The organism is Streptomyces sp. SolWspMP-5a-2, assembly GCF_900091845.1.
GTDB lineage: Bacteria > Actinomycetota > Actinomycetes > Streptomycetales > Streptomycetaceae > Streptomyces > Streptomyces doudnae.
Genome location: NZ_FMCI01000143.1, coordinates 1 through 14,095 on the forward strand (window position 1 = coordinate 1; position 14,095 = coordinate 14,095).

Sequence of the window (14,095 nt, forward strand, 5' to 3'; positions counted from 1 at the left end):
CCGGAAGCCGGGGTGGGGGCAAGGCCGCCCGGAACAGGGCGCGGGCGGGGTGCCCGGGGCGCACGGTGGGCGCGGCGCCCGGAACCAGAAGCGGGTACCGGGCGCCGGGGTCCGTGTCGGAGACCGGAACCGGGATGCGGGGTCCGTGTCGGCAACCGCAACCGGGAGCCGGAGCCGGAGCCCGGGAACCGGTGTCGGCGTCCGGGTGCCGGAGCCCCGGAACCGGTGTCGGCGTCCGGTCAGTAGGCGCCGGTCAGCAGGGTGCGGATCCGCTCGGCCGTCGCCGCGTCCCGGGCCGCCGTGAACGGCAGGGCGTTGCCGCCGGTGATCCGGAACGGCTCGCCGCTGACGGTGAGCTGGGCGCCGCCCGCCTCCTCGACCAGCAGGAGCCCGGCCGCGTGGTCCCAGGCGGCCTCCCAGGAGAACGCCGTGGCGTCCAACTCGCCCCGGGCGACGGCGAGATACTCAAGACCGGCCGAGCCGCAGGGCCGGGGCGCGATGCCGTCGACGGAGAGGGTGTGCAGGACCCGCTTCTGGGCGTCGGTCGTGTAGTCCGGGTGGGAGGTGGCGACCCGCAGGTCACGCCCGGCGTCGGGGGTGCCCGCGCGCAGCCGCACCCCGTCGAGGTGGGCGCCCCCGCCGCGGACGGCGGTGGCCAGTTGGTCGCGGGCGGGCGCGTACGTCCAGGAGGCGAGCAGCTCGCCGTGGCGGGCGAGGGCGACCAGGGTGCAGAAGCCGGTGTCGCCGCCGACGAACTGGCGGGTGCCGTCGACCGGGTCGACGATCCAGACGGGGGTGTCGCCCTGTATCGCCTCGTAGACGTCCGGGTCGGCGTGGACCGCCTCCTCGCCGACGACGACGGAGCCGGGCAGCAGGGTGCCGAGCACCTCGGTGAGGTACCGCTCGGCGAGCCGGTCGGCGTCGGTCACCAGGTCGTGCGGGCCCGCCTTCTGGTCGACCTCGTGGGCGGCGAGGGTGCGGAAGCGCGGCATGATCTCGGTGGCGGCGGCCTCGCGGATCGCCTTCTCCACGTCGGCCGCGTGCTGTGCGAGAAACTCTTCGATGGTTTCCGTGTGTCCGATCATGCCTCCATGAGAACATGCCCCACTGACAATCCCCACCGACCCGGTGTACTCCCGGTGGAATCGGGATGAACACCGGTACGGCGGGCCCTCGGTGGAGGAGCGTCACGACGACGACGTGATCGGCGTCACCGTCCCACCACGTACCCCAGGTGTCACCGTCCCACCGCGTACCCCTGCATCCCGCGCGCGTTCGCCGCGGCCGACAGCACCCCGGTCCGCGGGTCCCGGGCCACCGCGCACAGCCGCCCCTCCGACCACGGGTCGCCCACCGTGACGTCGTGCCCCCGGCGCCGCAGCTCCTCGATGACGTCCGCCCCGATCCGCGCCTCCACCGTCAGACTGCCGGGCCGGGTGCCGCGCGGGTAGAACGAGCTGGGGAAGGCGTCGGTGTGCCAGTTCGGGGCGTCGATCGCGCCCTGGAGGTCGAGGCCGCCGCGGACCCGGCCGCGCAGGGCGACGGCGAGCAGGAAGTGCAGCTGCCACTGGTCCTGCTGGTCGCCGCCGGGGGTGCCGAAGGCGAGCACGGGGACGCCGTCGCGCAGGGCCAGGGAGGGGGTGAGGGTGGTCCGGGGGCGGCGGCCCGGGGTGAGGGAGTTGGGCAGCCCCTCCTCCAGCCAGGCCATCTGGAGCCGGGTGCCGAGCGGGAAGCCCAGTTCGGGCACGACGGGGTTCGACTGGAGCCAGCCGCCGCTGGGGGTCGCGGCGATCATGTTGCCCCAGCGGTCGACGACGGCGAGGTGGCAGGTGTCGCCCCGGGTGGCGCCGTCCGGTCCGACCATCTCGGCGCCCGGGTCGCCGGGGAACTCGGCGACGGTGGGCTCGCCCGCGCCCATCGGATCGAACCCGGGCCGGTCGACGGCGACCACGCGCGCGTGCTCGGCGAGCCGCGGGACGCGTCCGCCGGGGCTGCCGGGACGCAGGGCGCGGGAGGCCGTCGCCTCGACGAGCGCCCGCCTGGCCGCGTTGTAGGGCGCCGACAGCAGATCACCGAGGGGGACGTCGGCGGCGTCGCCGTACCAGGCCTCGCGGTCGGCCATGGCGAGCTTGCAGCCCTCGACGAGCAGATGGACATGTGCGACGGTGCCCGGCGCGGGCAACTCGTCCGGGAGCAGCGCGAGTTGCTGGAGGAGGGCGGGGCCCTGGCTCCAGGGACCGGCCTTGCACACCGTCCAGCCGTTCCAGTCGTACGTGACCGGCGCCTCGTAGTGAGCCGACCAGCCTGCCAGGTCGGCGGCGGTGAGGGTGCCGGTGTGGTGCGCGCCGCTGGTGTCGAGGGTGGGGCGGCCGGACTGGCGTACCAGGGCGTCGGCGATGAAGCCGGAGCGCCAGACCTCGCGGGCGGCCTCGATCTGGGCCTCACGGTCCCCCGCGCCGGCGACCTCGGCGAGCAGCCTGCGCCAGGTGGCGGCGAGCGCCGGGTTGCGCAGGAGTTCGCCGGGGCGCGGGGAGCGGCCGTCGCGGAGGTAGACGTCGGCGGAGGAGGTCCACTCCGTCTCGAAGAGGGCGCGGACGCTCTCCACGGTGGCGCCGACCTTCTCCACGGGCGCGTGGCCGTCTTCGGCGTAGCCGATCGCGTGGGCGAGGACGTCGGCGAGCGGCTTGGTGCCGTGGTCGCGCAGCAGGAGCATCCAGGCGTCGAAGGCACCGGGGACGGCAGCGGCGAGCGGTCCGGTGCCGGGCACCAGGTCGAGGCCGAGGCCACGGTAGTGGGCGACGGTGGCGCCCGCCGGGGCGACGCCCTGGCCGCACAGCACGCGCACCTCGCCGCCCGCGGGTGCCAGCAGGGCGGGGACCTCGCCGGCCGGGCCGTTGAGGTGCGGTTCGACGACGTGCAGCACGAACGCCCCGGCCACGGCGGCGTCGTAGGCGTTGCCGCCGGTCTCCAGGACGGCCATCGCCGACTGGGAGGCGAGCCAGTGGGTGGAGGACACCATGCCGAAGGTGCCCTGGAGCGTGGGTCGGGTGGTGAACTGCATCTCTCACCTCGCGGGTCTGGCGGGCTCCGGAAGACGTGATCGTCCAGCAGGCTAACGACCGCCCGCACGCGTGCCCACAGGCCCTGGTGGTCTGGTGGTCCCGGAGCCGGACGCCCTCGCCGACCACCCGCACGCACGCGTGCCGACATCGAGCCGAGCCGTGGCGCGCGGGACGTCCACGCGACCGCCCGCACGCGGCCCCGCACCCGGGACGAGGGCGGCGGCCGCGCACGCCCCTGCTCCCCCGCACGCACGCGTGCCCACGGACCGCGTCCCCCGCACCCCCCGCGTCGGCCCCTCGGGTCCCTCACCGCACGCACCGGGCCCGCCAGGCCTCCGTCCCACGGACTGGGCCCACCTGGCCACCACCCCACGCACCGAGCCCACCTGGCCTCCGCCCCACCCACCGAGCCCGTCAGGTTCCCCCGCCCACGCACCGGGCCCGTCAGGTCACCCCGCCCACACACCGAGCCCGTCGGATTTCCCGCCCCGCGCACCGGACATGTCCGGCTCTCTGCGTCCGCGTCGCGACATCGGGACGCATGCGGCCGGATCTCCGCACCTGCGCACGCGCCCGCGTGCGCCCCCTGCGGTCCGGGCACGCGCGCGGGTCGCCGCTCCCGGCCGGAGGCCCGGTGTGACCGTGCTCGCACCGGGCGGAGTTCCGCTTCCGCGCCGCGTGCAGTCGTGTGAAACTGTCGTCCCGTCCGCCGTGCGGACCCCCTCCGCACACCGTCCCCCACCGAAAAGTGTGCCGTGCGTGATTTTCCTCTGCCGCTCGCTCTGACGGCACGGCTGTCACCGGTCGTCGTGCTGGCCGCGGTGGGCTGGGCCATGTCGTCCGGGCCGCTCGCCCCCGCTCCCGCCGCCGAGCGCGGCGACGCCCGGGAGTCCGGTGGCCAGTCCGCCACCGCCCCCGCGGAGTCGGCGCCCGCCCCGGCCACGAAGTCGTTCAGCTCCGCGCCGAGCCCGTGCGGCAGCCTGGCCGCGAAGACGATCACGACGCTGGTGCCGGGCACCAAGACGGCCGGGAAGGAGATCCGGTCGACGGACGAGCGGGCCCGGCGCACCTGTTCCTGGAACGCGCTCAAGGGCTACGACTACCGCTGGCTCGACGTGTCGTACGAGCTGGCCGCCTCGGACGAGGCGGCCGAGAAGTCGTACACGTCCCGGATCACGGACAAGAGCGGCGGCGGCGCGGTCCCCGGGCTCGGTGACGCGGGGTACTCGGTGGTGAACCTCAGCACCGAGGACAAGCAGGAGACCCGCGAGGGCGTCGTGGTCGCCCGGGTCTCCAACGCGCTGGTCGTGGTCACCTACAACGGCAGCGACTTCGAGTCGAAGAAGGCGCCGGGCACGGACGAGATCAACAAGGGCGCGATCAAGGCCGCGAAGGAAGCGGTGGCGGCGCTGCGCGCGGGCGGGGAGAGCGTGAACAGCTGAGAGCCCGGTGCCGGGCGGTCCGGCGGGTGCCGGACCGCCCCGACCGTCAGACGGTGCCGGTGTCCGGCGTCCGCTCCCGTCCGCGCAGCGCCATCAGCACCAGGTAGAGCACCATCGAGGTGCCCAGGCCGACGGCCCAGCCGTAGTCCGCGAGCGGTTCGAGGGCGGGGACGGGACGCCCGTCGATCAGCGGGTGGAAGTCGGCGCCGCCGACCGCCAGCACGCCGCCCGCCGCGAACGCGACGACGGCCCGCCAGTTCCAGCCGCCGTCGTACCAGTAGCGGCCGCCCGCCCGGTACAGGTCGACGAGGTCCAGCTTGCCGCGGCGCAGGATCCAGTAGTCGGCGATGAGGATGCCGGCGACCGTGCCGAGCAGCCCGCCGACCAGGCCGAGCCAGGTGAAGATGTAGCCCTGCGGGTCGGAGTACAGCTTCCACGGCATGATCAGCACCGCGAGCACGCAGGTGACGAGCGCGCCGGTACGGAAAGTGATCTTCCGGGGCGCGATGTTGGAGAAGTCGAAGGCCGGGGAGACCAGGTTGGCCGCGATGTTCACGGAGAGGGTGGCCACCAGCACCGTGACGAGCGCGAAGAGGAGGCCCACCGCGTTGTCCGTCTTCGCCGCCAACTGGACCGGGTCCCAGACCGGTTCGCCGTAGACGGCCTGCGAGCCGGAGGTGACCATCACGGACAGGAACGCGAACAACGTCATGGTGGTGGGCAGTCCGAGTGCCTGTCCCCAGGTCTGCGCCCGCTGGCTGCGCCCGTAGCGGGTGAAGTCGGGGATGTTCAGGGACAGCGTGGACCAGAAGCCGATCATGCCCATCAGGGAGGGCCAGAACAGCTTCCAGAAGTCGCCGCCCCAGCCCAGCTTGGACGGCTGGTCGAAAAGCGGTCCGAAGCCGCCCGCCTTGCTGCTCATCCACCACAGCATCACGAACGCGCCGACGAGCACGAAGGGCGCGGCCCAGTTCTCGAAGCGGCGGATCGTCTCCATGCCCCGGTAGATGATGGCGATCTGGAGCACCCAGAACAGGGCGAACGACAGCCACATCGTCCAGGCGTGGCCGCCGATCTCACCGGCGTCGGTCCAGCCGGACCCGATCAGTTTCCCGGCGAGGAAGTAGATGGCCTCGCCGCCGATCCAGGTCTGGATGCCGAACCAGCCGCAGGCCACCAACGCCCTTACGACAGCGGGCAGGTTGGCGCCGCGCACCCCGAAGGAGGCGCGGGCGAAGACCGGGAAGGGGATGCCGTACTTGGGTCCCGCGTGCCCGGTCAACAGCATCGGCACGAGCACGATGAGGTTGGCGAGGGCGATGGTGAACACCGCCTGCTTCCAGTCCATGCCGACGGCGATGAGGCCCGAGGCGAGGGTCCAGGAGGCGGTGTTGTGGGCCATGCCGACCCAGAGCGCGGAGAAGTTGTAGGTGGTCCAGGTGCGCTTCTCGACGGGGACGGGGAGCAGGTCCTCGTTGGCGTAGGGGCCGGTGGGCGGCGGGGTCCCCGGCGCGATCTCGACGCGGCCGTCGGCGAGGGTGACATGGGCGGTCGGCGGTATCGCCGAGGGTGCGGTGTCGGTCATGGGCAGGCCAATCGGGATGAGGTGGGACGGGAGAGGCCGTGCGGGCGAGCGAAGGGGGTGCGCGCGTGGGGTGCGCCCTGACCCCCTCCCCGGCGGGCGGGAAGGGGGAGACCAACGAGGGGGTGCGGTTCAGCCGTTGAGGACGGGGATCACCTGGGTGCCGTAGGCGTCGACGACCGCCTCCTGGGCGTCGTGCATGTCGTAGAGCGCGAACTGGTCGACGCCCAGGGCCCGGAGCGCCTCCAGTTTCTCGATGTGCTTCTCGACGGGCCCGATGAGGCAGAACCGGTCGACGATCTCGTCGGGCACGAACTGGGTGTCGGGGTTGCCGCTGCGGCCGTGGTGGGCGTAGTCGTAGCCTTCCCTGGCCTTGATGTAGTCGGTGAGTTCCTCGGGGACCTGCGCGGAGTGCTCGCCGTACTTGGAGACGAGGTCGGCGACGTGGTTGCCGACCATCCCGCCGAACCAGCGGCACTGGTCGCGGGCGTGGGCGAGCGCCTCGGGCGAGTCGTCCGCGGTGACGTAGGCGGGCGCGGCGACGCAGATCTTGACGTCGGCCGGGTCGCGTCCGGCGGCGACGGCGGCGTCCTTGACGGCCTTCACCATGTACTCGGTGAGGTAGAGGTCGGCGAGCTGGAGGATGAACCCGTCGGCCTCCTCGCCGGTCATCTTCAGCGCCTTGGGGCCGTACGCGGCCATCCAGACGGGGAGTTCGGCGCCGGGTCTGACCCAGGGGAACTTGATCACCGTGCCGCCGAGGTCGGCCTCCTCGCCGCGGCCGAGGGCGCGGATGACCTTCATGGCGCCGCTGATCCGGGCGAGGGTGTTGGGGGTGCGGCCCGCGACGCGCATCGCGGAGTCGCCGCGGCCGATGCCGCAGACGGTGCGGTTGCCGAACATGTCGTTGAGGGTGGCGAAGGTGGAGGCGGTGACCTCCCAGGTGCGGGTGCCCGGGTTGGTGACCATCGGGCCGACCGTCAACGACGTGGTGCTGGCCAGGATCTGACTGTAGATCACGAACGGTTCCTGCCAGAGCACGGCGGAGTCGAAGGTCCAGCCGTAGGTGAAGCCGTTGTGCTCGGCCCGGCGCATCAGGTCGACGACCTTGGAGGCGGGCGGGTCGGTCTGCAGGACGAGTCCGAAGTCCATGGGCGCCACTCCTAGTTGAGGTACTGACAGGTGGAGCGCGGGGTGTAGACGCCGTGACCCGCGCGCCCGGTGTACTCCCGCTCGGTGATGACGGGTTCGCCGCGCGAGAGGACCGTCTCGACGCGGCCGGTGAGGCGCTTGCCCTCGTACGCCGAGTAGTCGACGTTCATGTGGTGCGTCTCGGCGGAGACGATCTGCTCGGCGTGCGGGTCGTAGATGACGACGTCGGCGTCGGCGCCCGGGGCGATGGTGCCCTTCTTGGGGTACATGCCGAACATCCGGGCCGGTGTGGCGCAGCCGATCTCGATCCAGCGGCGGCGCGAGATGTGGCCGTCCACGACGGCCTGGTGGAGCAGGTCCATGCGGTTCTCGACGCCCGGCAGGCCGTTGGGGATCTTCGAGAAGTCGCCCCGGCCCAGCTCCTTCTGGCCCACGAAGCAGAAGGGGCAGTGGTCGGTGGAGACGACCTGGAGGTCGTTGGTGCGCAGTCCCTGCCACAGCTTGGCCTGGTGCTCGCGCGGGCGCAGGGGCGTGCTGCACACGTACTTGGCGCCCTCGAAGTCGGGCTCGGCGAGGTTGTCGGTGGACAGGAACAGGTACTGGGGGCAGGTCTCGCCGAAGACGTTCAGGCCCTCGTCGCGGGCGCGGGCGAGTTCGGCGACGGCCTCGGCTGCGGAGACGTGCACGACGTACAGGGGCGCTCCGGCGACCTGGGCGAGCTTGATGGCGCGGTGGGTGGCCTCGGCCTCCAGGAGCGCCTTGCGGACCTCGCCGTGGTAGCGGGGGTCGGTCTCGCCGCGGGCCAGGGCCTGTTCGACGAGGACGTCGATGGCGATGCCGTTCTCGGCGTGCATCATGATCAGGCCGCCGTTGTCGGCGGCGCGCTGCATGGCGCGCAGGATCTGGCCGTCGTCGGAGTAGAAGACGCCGGGGTAGGCCATGAACTGCTTGAAGGAGGTGACTCCTTCCTGCACCAGCAGGTCCATCTCCTTGAGGGTGTCCTCGTTGACGTCGGAGACGATCATGTGGAAGCCGTAGTCGACGGCGCAGTTGCCCTCGGCCTTGGCGTGCCAGGCGTCGAGGCCCTCGCGCAGGGCGCCGCCGACGCTCTGGATGGCGAAGTCGACGATGGTGGTCGTACCGCCCCAGGCGGCGGCGCGGGTGCCGGTCTCGAAGGTGTCGGCGGCGTAGGTCCCGCCGAACGGCATCTCCATGTGGGTGTGGGCGTCGACCCCGCCCGGGATGACGTACTTGCCGGTGGCGTCGATGGTCCGCTCGGCGGTCCACGCCTCGGCGGCGGTGGTGCCGGACGCGGCGAGGGCGGCGATGCGGCCGTCCTCGATCAGGACGTCGGCGTGCAGTTCGTCGGACGCGGTGATCACGAGGCCACCACGGATGACGGTACGACTCATAACTCCCTCTCCTCAGCTGGACGGTGACGAAAGCCCGCGGTGCCCCGCGGCGGGCCCGGTCCCGGTGCACCGGACCCGCGGGGGCGGGCGGTGCCGGTCAGGGAGCGGTCAGCGGGCCGTACGCGTCGGGGCGGCGGTCCCGGTAGAACTGCCAGCGGTCGCGGACCTCGCGCAGGGTGGCCAGGTCCAGGTCGCGGACGACGAGTTCGGTCTCCTTGTCGCTGGCGACCTCGCCGACGAACTGGCCCTCGGGGTCGACGAAGTAGCTCGTCCCGTAGAAGTCGTTGTCGCCCAGCTCCTCGACCCCGACCCGGTTGATCGCGCCGACGAAGTACTCGTTGGCGACGGCCGCCGCGGGCTGCTCCAACTGCCAGAGGTAGGCGGAGAGTCCGCGCGAGGTGGCCGACGGGTTGAAGACGATCTCGGCGCCCTCCAGACCCAGCGCCCGCCAGCCCTCGGGGAAGTGGCGGTCGTAGCAGATGTAGACCCCGACCTTGCCGACGGCGGTGTCGAAGACCGGCCAGCCCGCGTTGCCGGGACGGAAGTAGAACTTCTCCCAGAACCCCTCGACCTGCGGGATGTGGTGTTTGCGGTACTTGCCGAGGTAGCTGCCGTCGGCGTCGATCACCGCGGCCGTGTTGTAGAGGACGCCGGGCTGCTCCTCCTCGTACATCGGCAGCACCAGGACGAGTCCCAGCTCCTTCGCGAGCGTCTGGAAGCGCTTGACGATCGGCCCGTCCGGGATCTGCTCGGCGTACTCGTAGAACGCCTTGTCCTGGACCTGGCAGAAGTAGGGTCCGTAGAACAGCTCCTGGAAGCACAGCACCTGAGCGCCCTGCGCGGCCGCGTCGCGGGCCGCCTGCTCGTGTGCCTGGATCATCGATTCCTTGTCGCCGGTCCAGGCCGTCTGGAAGACGGCGGCGCGGATCACTCTGCTCATCGGGACCTCCGGTCACTCGGTGTGCGAGAAGGCTAGAAAGTCCGAAAGCAGGCTTTGAGGTGCACCGTGTCACGTCTGCGGGCGTGCGGCGTACCACCGTGTCACGTCCTCGCCGACGCATGTTTCACCGCCGTTCTCCCAGGTCGTTCCATGTTTCACCCCTGTTGCGCGTCGTGCGCGAGGAGCGCGATGTGCACCGAGGCCGCCTGCTCGAAGTCGTCGAGGTCGACGCCCATCCGGGCCTGGATGGCCTCCAGACGGCGGTAGAGGGCGGGCCGGGAGACGTGGTGGAGCTGCGCGGTGCGGGACTTGTTGCGGCCGGTGGCCAGGTAGGTGCGCAGCACGGCCAGCAGATCGTCGTCGGCCGCGCACAGCAGCCCGTCCAACTCTCGCTCGGCGAAGGCCTGTACGTGCGGGTCGTCGCGCAACAGCCGTATCAGGCCACGCAGGTGGACGTCCTTGAGGCGGACGACGGCGGGCAGGTCGAGGGCGGCCGAGTGGTCGGCGACGGCGTCGGCGACGTGCTGGGCCTCGCGCAGTCCCGCCGGTACGTCGTCCCAGGAGGTGCGCGGGTCGGCGGCGGCCGCCACCGCCCTCGGGGTGCCGGCCTCGGAGCGCAGCCGGGCCGCGAAGTGCGCGGTGAGGGCGTGCGCGTCCTGGTCGCGCGGCAGGCTCAGCAGGACGGCGGTGGCCCGGTCGGCGAGTTCGGCGACCAGCCCGGACATGCCGAGCATCCGCAGCACCCGGTCGAGCGGGGCGGGGTCGCTGTCGCGGACGACCAGCGGCACGAACGTCCGCCGGTTGACGGGCAGTCCGGCGGCTCGCGCCCTGGGCAGCAGTTGCCTGGCCGGGACGACGCCGCTGAGCAGGTCGGTGAGCAGGCTCTGCGCGGACTGCTCCTCCCAGGTGTGCGCGGAGCTGCCGCCGAGCATGCGGTGCAGGACGAGGGCCTCGGCGGCGCGGTCGGCGAGCAGCCGTCCGGTGGCGGTGTCGCCGCGGTGGCCGCAGAGCACGATCTGGCCCCAGCGTTCGCCCCGCCCGCCGAGTTCGGCACGGATCCAGCCGTCGCCCTCGGCGTGCCCCGCCTGCCGGGCGATGCGTTCCCAGTCGCGCAGCACGTCGTCCACGGCGGAGCGTTCGCCCGCGGTGGCGAGGACCCGGTGGGCGAGGTTGGTGACGACGACCGGGCAGGCGCTGTGCGCGGCGACCTCGTCGAGGAGGCGCTGGAGCGGGGCGCCCGCGGTGATCAGGCCGGTGAGCGCGGTGCGGACGGCCTCGGAGAGGCTGACGGCGGCGAACTTCCGCCGCACCAGCCGGGACTGCACCTCCTCGGTCAACTCCGCGAAGGGGAAGGGCCGGTGCAGCACGACCAGCGGGAGGCCGCAGCGTTCGGCGGCCCGGCGCATCACGTCCGGCGGGGCGGGGAACGCCCGGCCGAGCCCCAGGACGACGGCGGCGGCCTCGGCCCGGTGCAGCGAGCGGATGTACTCGGCCTGCTTCTCCTCGTCGCCCGCCAGCAGCACCCCGGTGGTCAGCACCATCTCGCCGCCGGTGAGCATCACGCCGACGTCGGGTGCCTCGGCGACGTGCACCCAGCGCACCGGGCGGTCGAGCTGCCCGGCGCCCGCCACCACCTCCGGTTCCCCGGCGAGCACCCGTTCCAGGGTGAGGACCTGCCGCACCGACAGGGCCGGTTCGAGGTGCTCCAGGGTCGCGAAGGTGGTGGTCATGGCGGTGTTCCCTTGCTCAGTGCACTACTGGTCGAGGCTCCTCAGCGCGTCTTCGAGAAGGGCGGCGCCCTCCTCGGCCTCGGCGACGGTGAGGGAGAGCGGCGGCGCGATCCGCAGCGCGCTGGTGTCGTGGCCGCCGCCCTTGCCGATGAGCAGGCCGCGCGCGCGGGCCGCCTCCAGCACGGCGGACGCGGCGTCCGGGTCGGCCCGGTCGGTGCCCGGCCTGGTCAGTTCGACGCCGATCATCAGCCCGCGCCCGCGCACCTCGCGCACGTGCGGGACGCGCGCGGCGACGGCCCGCAGCCGCTCGATGAGCAGCCCGCCGACCCGGCGCGCGTTGCCCTGGAGGTCGTGCTCCAGCAGGTACGTGAGGTTGGCGAGCCCGGCCGCCATGGTGACCTGGGTGCCGCCGAACGTCGAAATGCTGTTGGAGTCCAGGCAGTTCATGATGTCGGCGCGGGCGACGACCCCGCCGATGGACATCCCGTTGCCGATGCCCTTGGCGAAGGTGAGGATGTCCGGCGGGCCGTTGCGGTCGTGCGCCTGCCAGCCCCAGAAGTGGTCGCCCGTGCGGCCCCAGCCGGTCTGCACCTCGTCGGAGATCCACAGGATGCCGCGCTCGCTCAGGACCTCGCGGAAGGCCGCGTACAGGCCGTCCGGCGGTGAGGTGAAGCCGCCGACGCCCTGGACGGGCTCGGCGATCAGGGCGGCGGGCGGGCGGGTGTGGCCGAGCAGGTCGGTGAGGTCGTCGACGCAGGCCGCGATGTAGCCGTCGTCGTCCATGGCGGCGAACGGGCCCCGGGTGCGGACCCCGCCGTGCACGTAGACCGTCTGGAGCGGGGAGAGTGACGTCGGGGACCAGCCGCGGTTGCCGGTGATGCCGACCGAGCTGAAGGAGCGGCCGTGGTAGCTGTTGCGCATGGCGAGGATCGTGTTGCTGCGCCGGTAGGCGGTGGCGAGCAGCAGCGCGGTGTCGTTGGCCTCGGTGCCGGACGTGGTGAAGAAGACCCGCGCGTCCGGGATGCCGCTCAACTGGGCGACGCGCTCGGCCAGTTCGACCATCGGCCGGTTGAGGTAGAGGGTGGAGGAGTGGATGATCCGCCCGGCCTGTTCGGAGATCGCCTTGGTGACCTCGGGCAGGGCGTGCGCGGTCATGGTGGTGAGGATGCCGCCGAAGAAGTCCAGGTACTTGGTGCCCTGGGCGTCCCAGACGTGGCGTCCCTCGCCGTGCGTGAGCTCCAGCGGGTCCTCGTAGTAGAGGGCGAGCCAGTCGGGCAGGACGTCCCGGTGGCGGCCCAGCAGGTCCTTGGTCACGGCCGCACCAGCCCCTCGTACGCGTCGGGCCGCCGGTCGCGGTAGAAGGCCCACTGCTGGCGGACCTCCTCGATCAGGTCGAAGTCCAGGTCCCGCACGAGGAGTTCCTCCGATGTGTCGCTGGCGACGTCGCCGACGAACCGGCCCCGCGGGTCGACGAAGTAGGAGGTGCCGTAGAAGTCGTCGTCCCCGTACTCCTCCCGTCCGACCCGGTTGATCGCGGCGACGAAGTACTCGTTGGCGACGGCCGCCGCGGGCTGCTCCAACTGCCAGAGGTACGCGGAGAGCCCGCGCGAGGTGGCCGACGGGTTGAACACCAACTGGGCCCCGTTGAGGCCGAGTTGCCGCCAGCCCTCGGGGAAGTGGCGGTCGTAGCAGATGTAGACGCCGACCTTGCCGACGGCGGTGTCGAAGACCGGCCAGCCCGCGTTGCCGGGACGGAAGTAGAACTTCTCCCAGAACCCCTCGACCTGCGGGATGTGGTGCTTGCGGTACTTGCCGAGGTAGCTGCCGTCGGCGTCGATCACCGCGGCCGTGTTGTAGTAGAAGCCGGACTGCTCGGCCTCGAAGACGGGGACGACGATCACCATCCCGGTCTCGCGGGCCAGCTCCCGCATCCGGGTCACGGTCGGCCCGTCCGGCACCGGCTCGGCCCAGCGGTAGTGCTCCGGGTCCTGGACCTGGCAGAAGTAGGGGGCGTTGAAGACTTCCTGGAAGCCGATGATCCTCGCGCCGAGGCGGGCCGCCGCACGGGCGTGCTCCTCGTGTTTCGCCACCATGGACTCGGAGTCTCCGGTCCAGGTGGCCTGGACCAGAGCCGCGCGGACGACGTTGGCCATGAGCTGCTCCTTCGAGGGGACGTCAGCGCCTCTACGCCCGTAGACGCAGGACGTAGAGGCACGAACGTAAGCCTCCCCGGCGGCCTTGCCAAGACCATCGTCGTTAACCCGCTGAGTCGATCACGTTTCACACTCAGGTGGGCGAGCGCGGACCTCAACCGGCCAGACCCGCGACCCGCAGGGCGTGCACCAGATCGCGGTGCCGCCGCTCGGACACGCCCCGCGCGGCCGCCAGGAGCAGCGGCACCAGGGTCGCCGGGTCGGGTTCGGCGCTGCGGGCCGCCTCCTCGGGGGTGCGGACCCGGACGTAGGCGTCGAGCAGCGCGCCCGCCTCCCGTCCGCGCCCCTGCGCCAGCAGGTCGAGGACGGCCCCGGCGATCTCGGCGGCCGGGCGGGCGGCGCCCTGGCGCAGCATCTGCTCGCCGTCGGACGGCCGTCCCGAGGCCGCCAGCGCGTCGGCCGCCGCGACCAACCGGTCGGCGGGGAGCGAGGCGGCCTCCCAGAGCAGGGTGGCCCAGTCGGCGCCGAGCCCGGCCCGCCGCAGTTCGGCGGCGAGCGGCGGGAAGAGGACGGCGGGCCAGTGCGCGCACTCGACGAGCAGCACGTGCGCCTCCCCGCTGCG

Annotated in this window: 10 protein-coding genes and 1 pseudogene; 1 reads left to right on the plus strand and 10 read right to left on the minus strand. The window is 72.5% G+C overall.

Translation table 11 applies throughout. The features are described 5' to 3' along the window. Positions 1–239: 239 nt before the first annotated feature. Both GA0115242_RS14090 and GA0115242_RS14095 read right to left on the minus strand, forming a co-directional pair. Positions 240–1,085: an inositol monophosphatase family protein gene (locus GA0115242_RS14090; RefSeq protein WP_093828230.1), complete on the minus strand. Its 846-nt coding sequence runs from the start codon at positions 1,083–1,085 to the stop codon at positions 240–242. A gap of 152 nt (positions 1,086–1,237) precedes the next feature. Next, entirely contained in the window at positions 1,238–3,061 is a 1,824-nt protein-coding gene (locus GA0115242_RS14095) for a gamma-glutamyltransferase family protein (RefSeq protein WP_093828232.1), read from the minus strand. 756 nt (positions 3,062–3,817) lie between these two features. On the opposite strand from GA0115242_RS14095, the gene GA0115242_RS14100 reads away from it, so the two are divergent. Further along, positions 3,818–4,504 (plus strand): hypothetical protein, encoded by a 687-nt coding sequence (locus GA0115242_RS14100; RefSeq protein ID WP_093828234.1) that lies wholly within the window; start codon positions 3,818–3,820, stop codon positions 4,502–4,504. Positions 4,505–4,550: 46 nt separating this feature from the next. Here GA0115242_RS14100 and GA0115242_RS14105 read toward each other — a convergent pair whose 3' ends face one another. The 8 genes and pseudogenes from GA0115242_RS14105 to GA0115242_RS14140 form a co-directional block, all read right to left on the minus strand. Next, positions 4,551–6,089 (minus strand): NCS1 family nucleobase:cation symporter-1, encoded by a 1,539-nt coding sequence (locus GA0115242_RS14105; protein WP_093828236.1) that lies wholly within the window; start codon positions 6,087–6,089, stop codon positions 4,551–4,553. 129 nt (positions 6,090–6,218) lie between these two features. Further along, on the minus strand, positions 6,219–7,238 hold the full coding sequence (locus GA0115242_RS14110) for a TIGR03842 family LLM class F420-dependent oxidoreductase (protein WP_093828238.1): 1,020 nt from the start codon (positions 7,236–7,238) through the stop codon (positions 6,219–6,221). An 11-nt stretch (positions 7,239–7,249) separates the two neighbouring features. Next, on the minus strand, positions 7,250–8,650 hold the full coding sequence (hydA, locus tag GA0115242_RS14115) for a dihydropyrimidinase (protein ID WP_093828240.1): 1,401 nt from the start codon (positions 8,648–8,650) through the stop codon (positions 7,250–7,252). A 97-nt stretch (positions 8,651–8,747) separates the two neighbouring features. Continuing rightward, positions 8,748–9,590 (minus strand): nitrilase-related carbon-nitrogen hydrolase, encoded by an 843-nt coding sequence (locus GA0115242_RS14120; RefSeq protein ID WP_093828242.1) that lies wholly within the window; start codon positions 9,588–9,590, stop codon positions 8,748–8,750. Positions 9,591–9,745: 155 nt separating this feature from the next. Then, positions 9,746–11,320, minus strand: a complete 1,575-nt coding sequence (locus tag GA0115242_RS14125; RefSeq protein WP_093828244.1) for a PucR family transcriptional regulator — start codon at positions 11,318–11,320, stop codon at positions 9,746–9,748. A gap of 24 nt (positions 11,321–11,344) precedes the next feature. Then, on the minus strand, positions 11,345–12,634 hold the full coding sequence (locus GA0115242_RS14130; protein WP_093828246.1) for an aspartate aminotransferase family protein: 1,290 nt from the start codon (positions 12,632–12,634) through the stop codon (positions 11,345–11,347). Further along, a complete protein-coding gene (locus GA0115242_RS14135) occupies positions 12,631–13,473 on the minus strand; it encodes a nitrilase-related carbon-nitrogen hydrolase (protein WP_093828248.1) in 843 nt (280 codons plus the stop codon). Before GA0115242_RS14135 ends, GA0115242_RS14130 begins: the two co-directional genes overlap by 4 nt. A gap of 154 nt (positions 13,474–13,627) precedes the next feature. After that, positions 13,628–14,095, minus strand: a pseudogene (locus GA0115242_RS14140) (hypothetical protein); the annotation flags it as partial.

Coding starts and splice junctions, on each gene's coding strand:
- GA0115242_RS14095 (WP_093828232.1), bottom strand. CDS start 3,061: ATGCAGTTCACCACCCGACCCACGCTCCAGGGCACCTTCGGCATGGTG.
- GA0115242_RS14135 (WP_093828248.1), bottom strand. CDS start 13,473: ATGGCCAACGTCGTCCGCGCGGCTCTGGTCCAGGCCACCTGGACCGGA.
- hydA (WP_093828240.1), bottom strand. CDS start 8,650: ATGAGTCGTACCGTCATCCGTGGTGGCCTCGTGATCACCGCGTCCGAC.
- GA0115242_RS14125 (WP_093828244.1), bottom strand. CDS start 11,320: ATGACCACCACCTTCGCGACCCTGGAGCACCTCGAACCGGCCCTGTCG.
- GA0115242_RS14090 (WP_093828230.1), bottom strand. CDS start 1,085: ATGATCGGACACACGGAAACCATCGAAGAGTTTCTCGCACAGCACGCG.
- GA0115242_RS14105 (WP_093828236.1), bottom strand. CDS start 6,089: ATGACCGACACCGCACCCTCGGCGATACCGCCGACCGCCCATGTCACC.
- GA0115242_RS14110 (WP_093828238.1), bottom strand. CDS start 7,238: ATGGACTTCGGACTCGTCCTGCAGACCGACCCGCCCGCCTCCAAGGTC.
- GA0115242_RS14120 (WP_093828242.1), bottom strand. CDS start 9,590: ATGAGCAGAGTGATCCGCGCCGCCGTCTTCCAGACGGCCTGGACCGGC.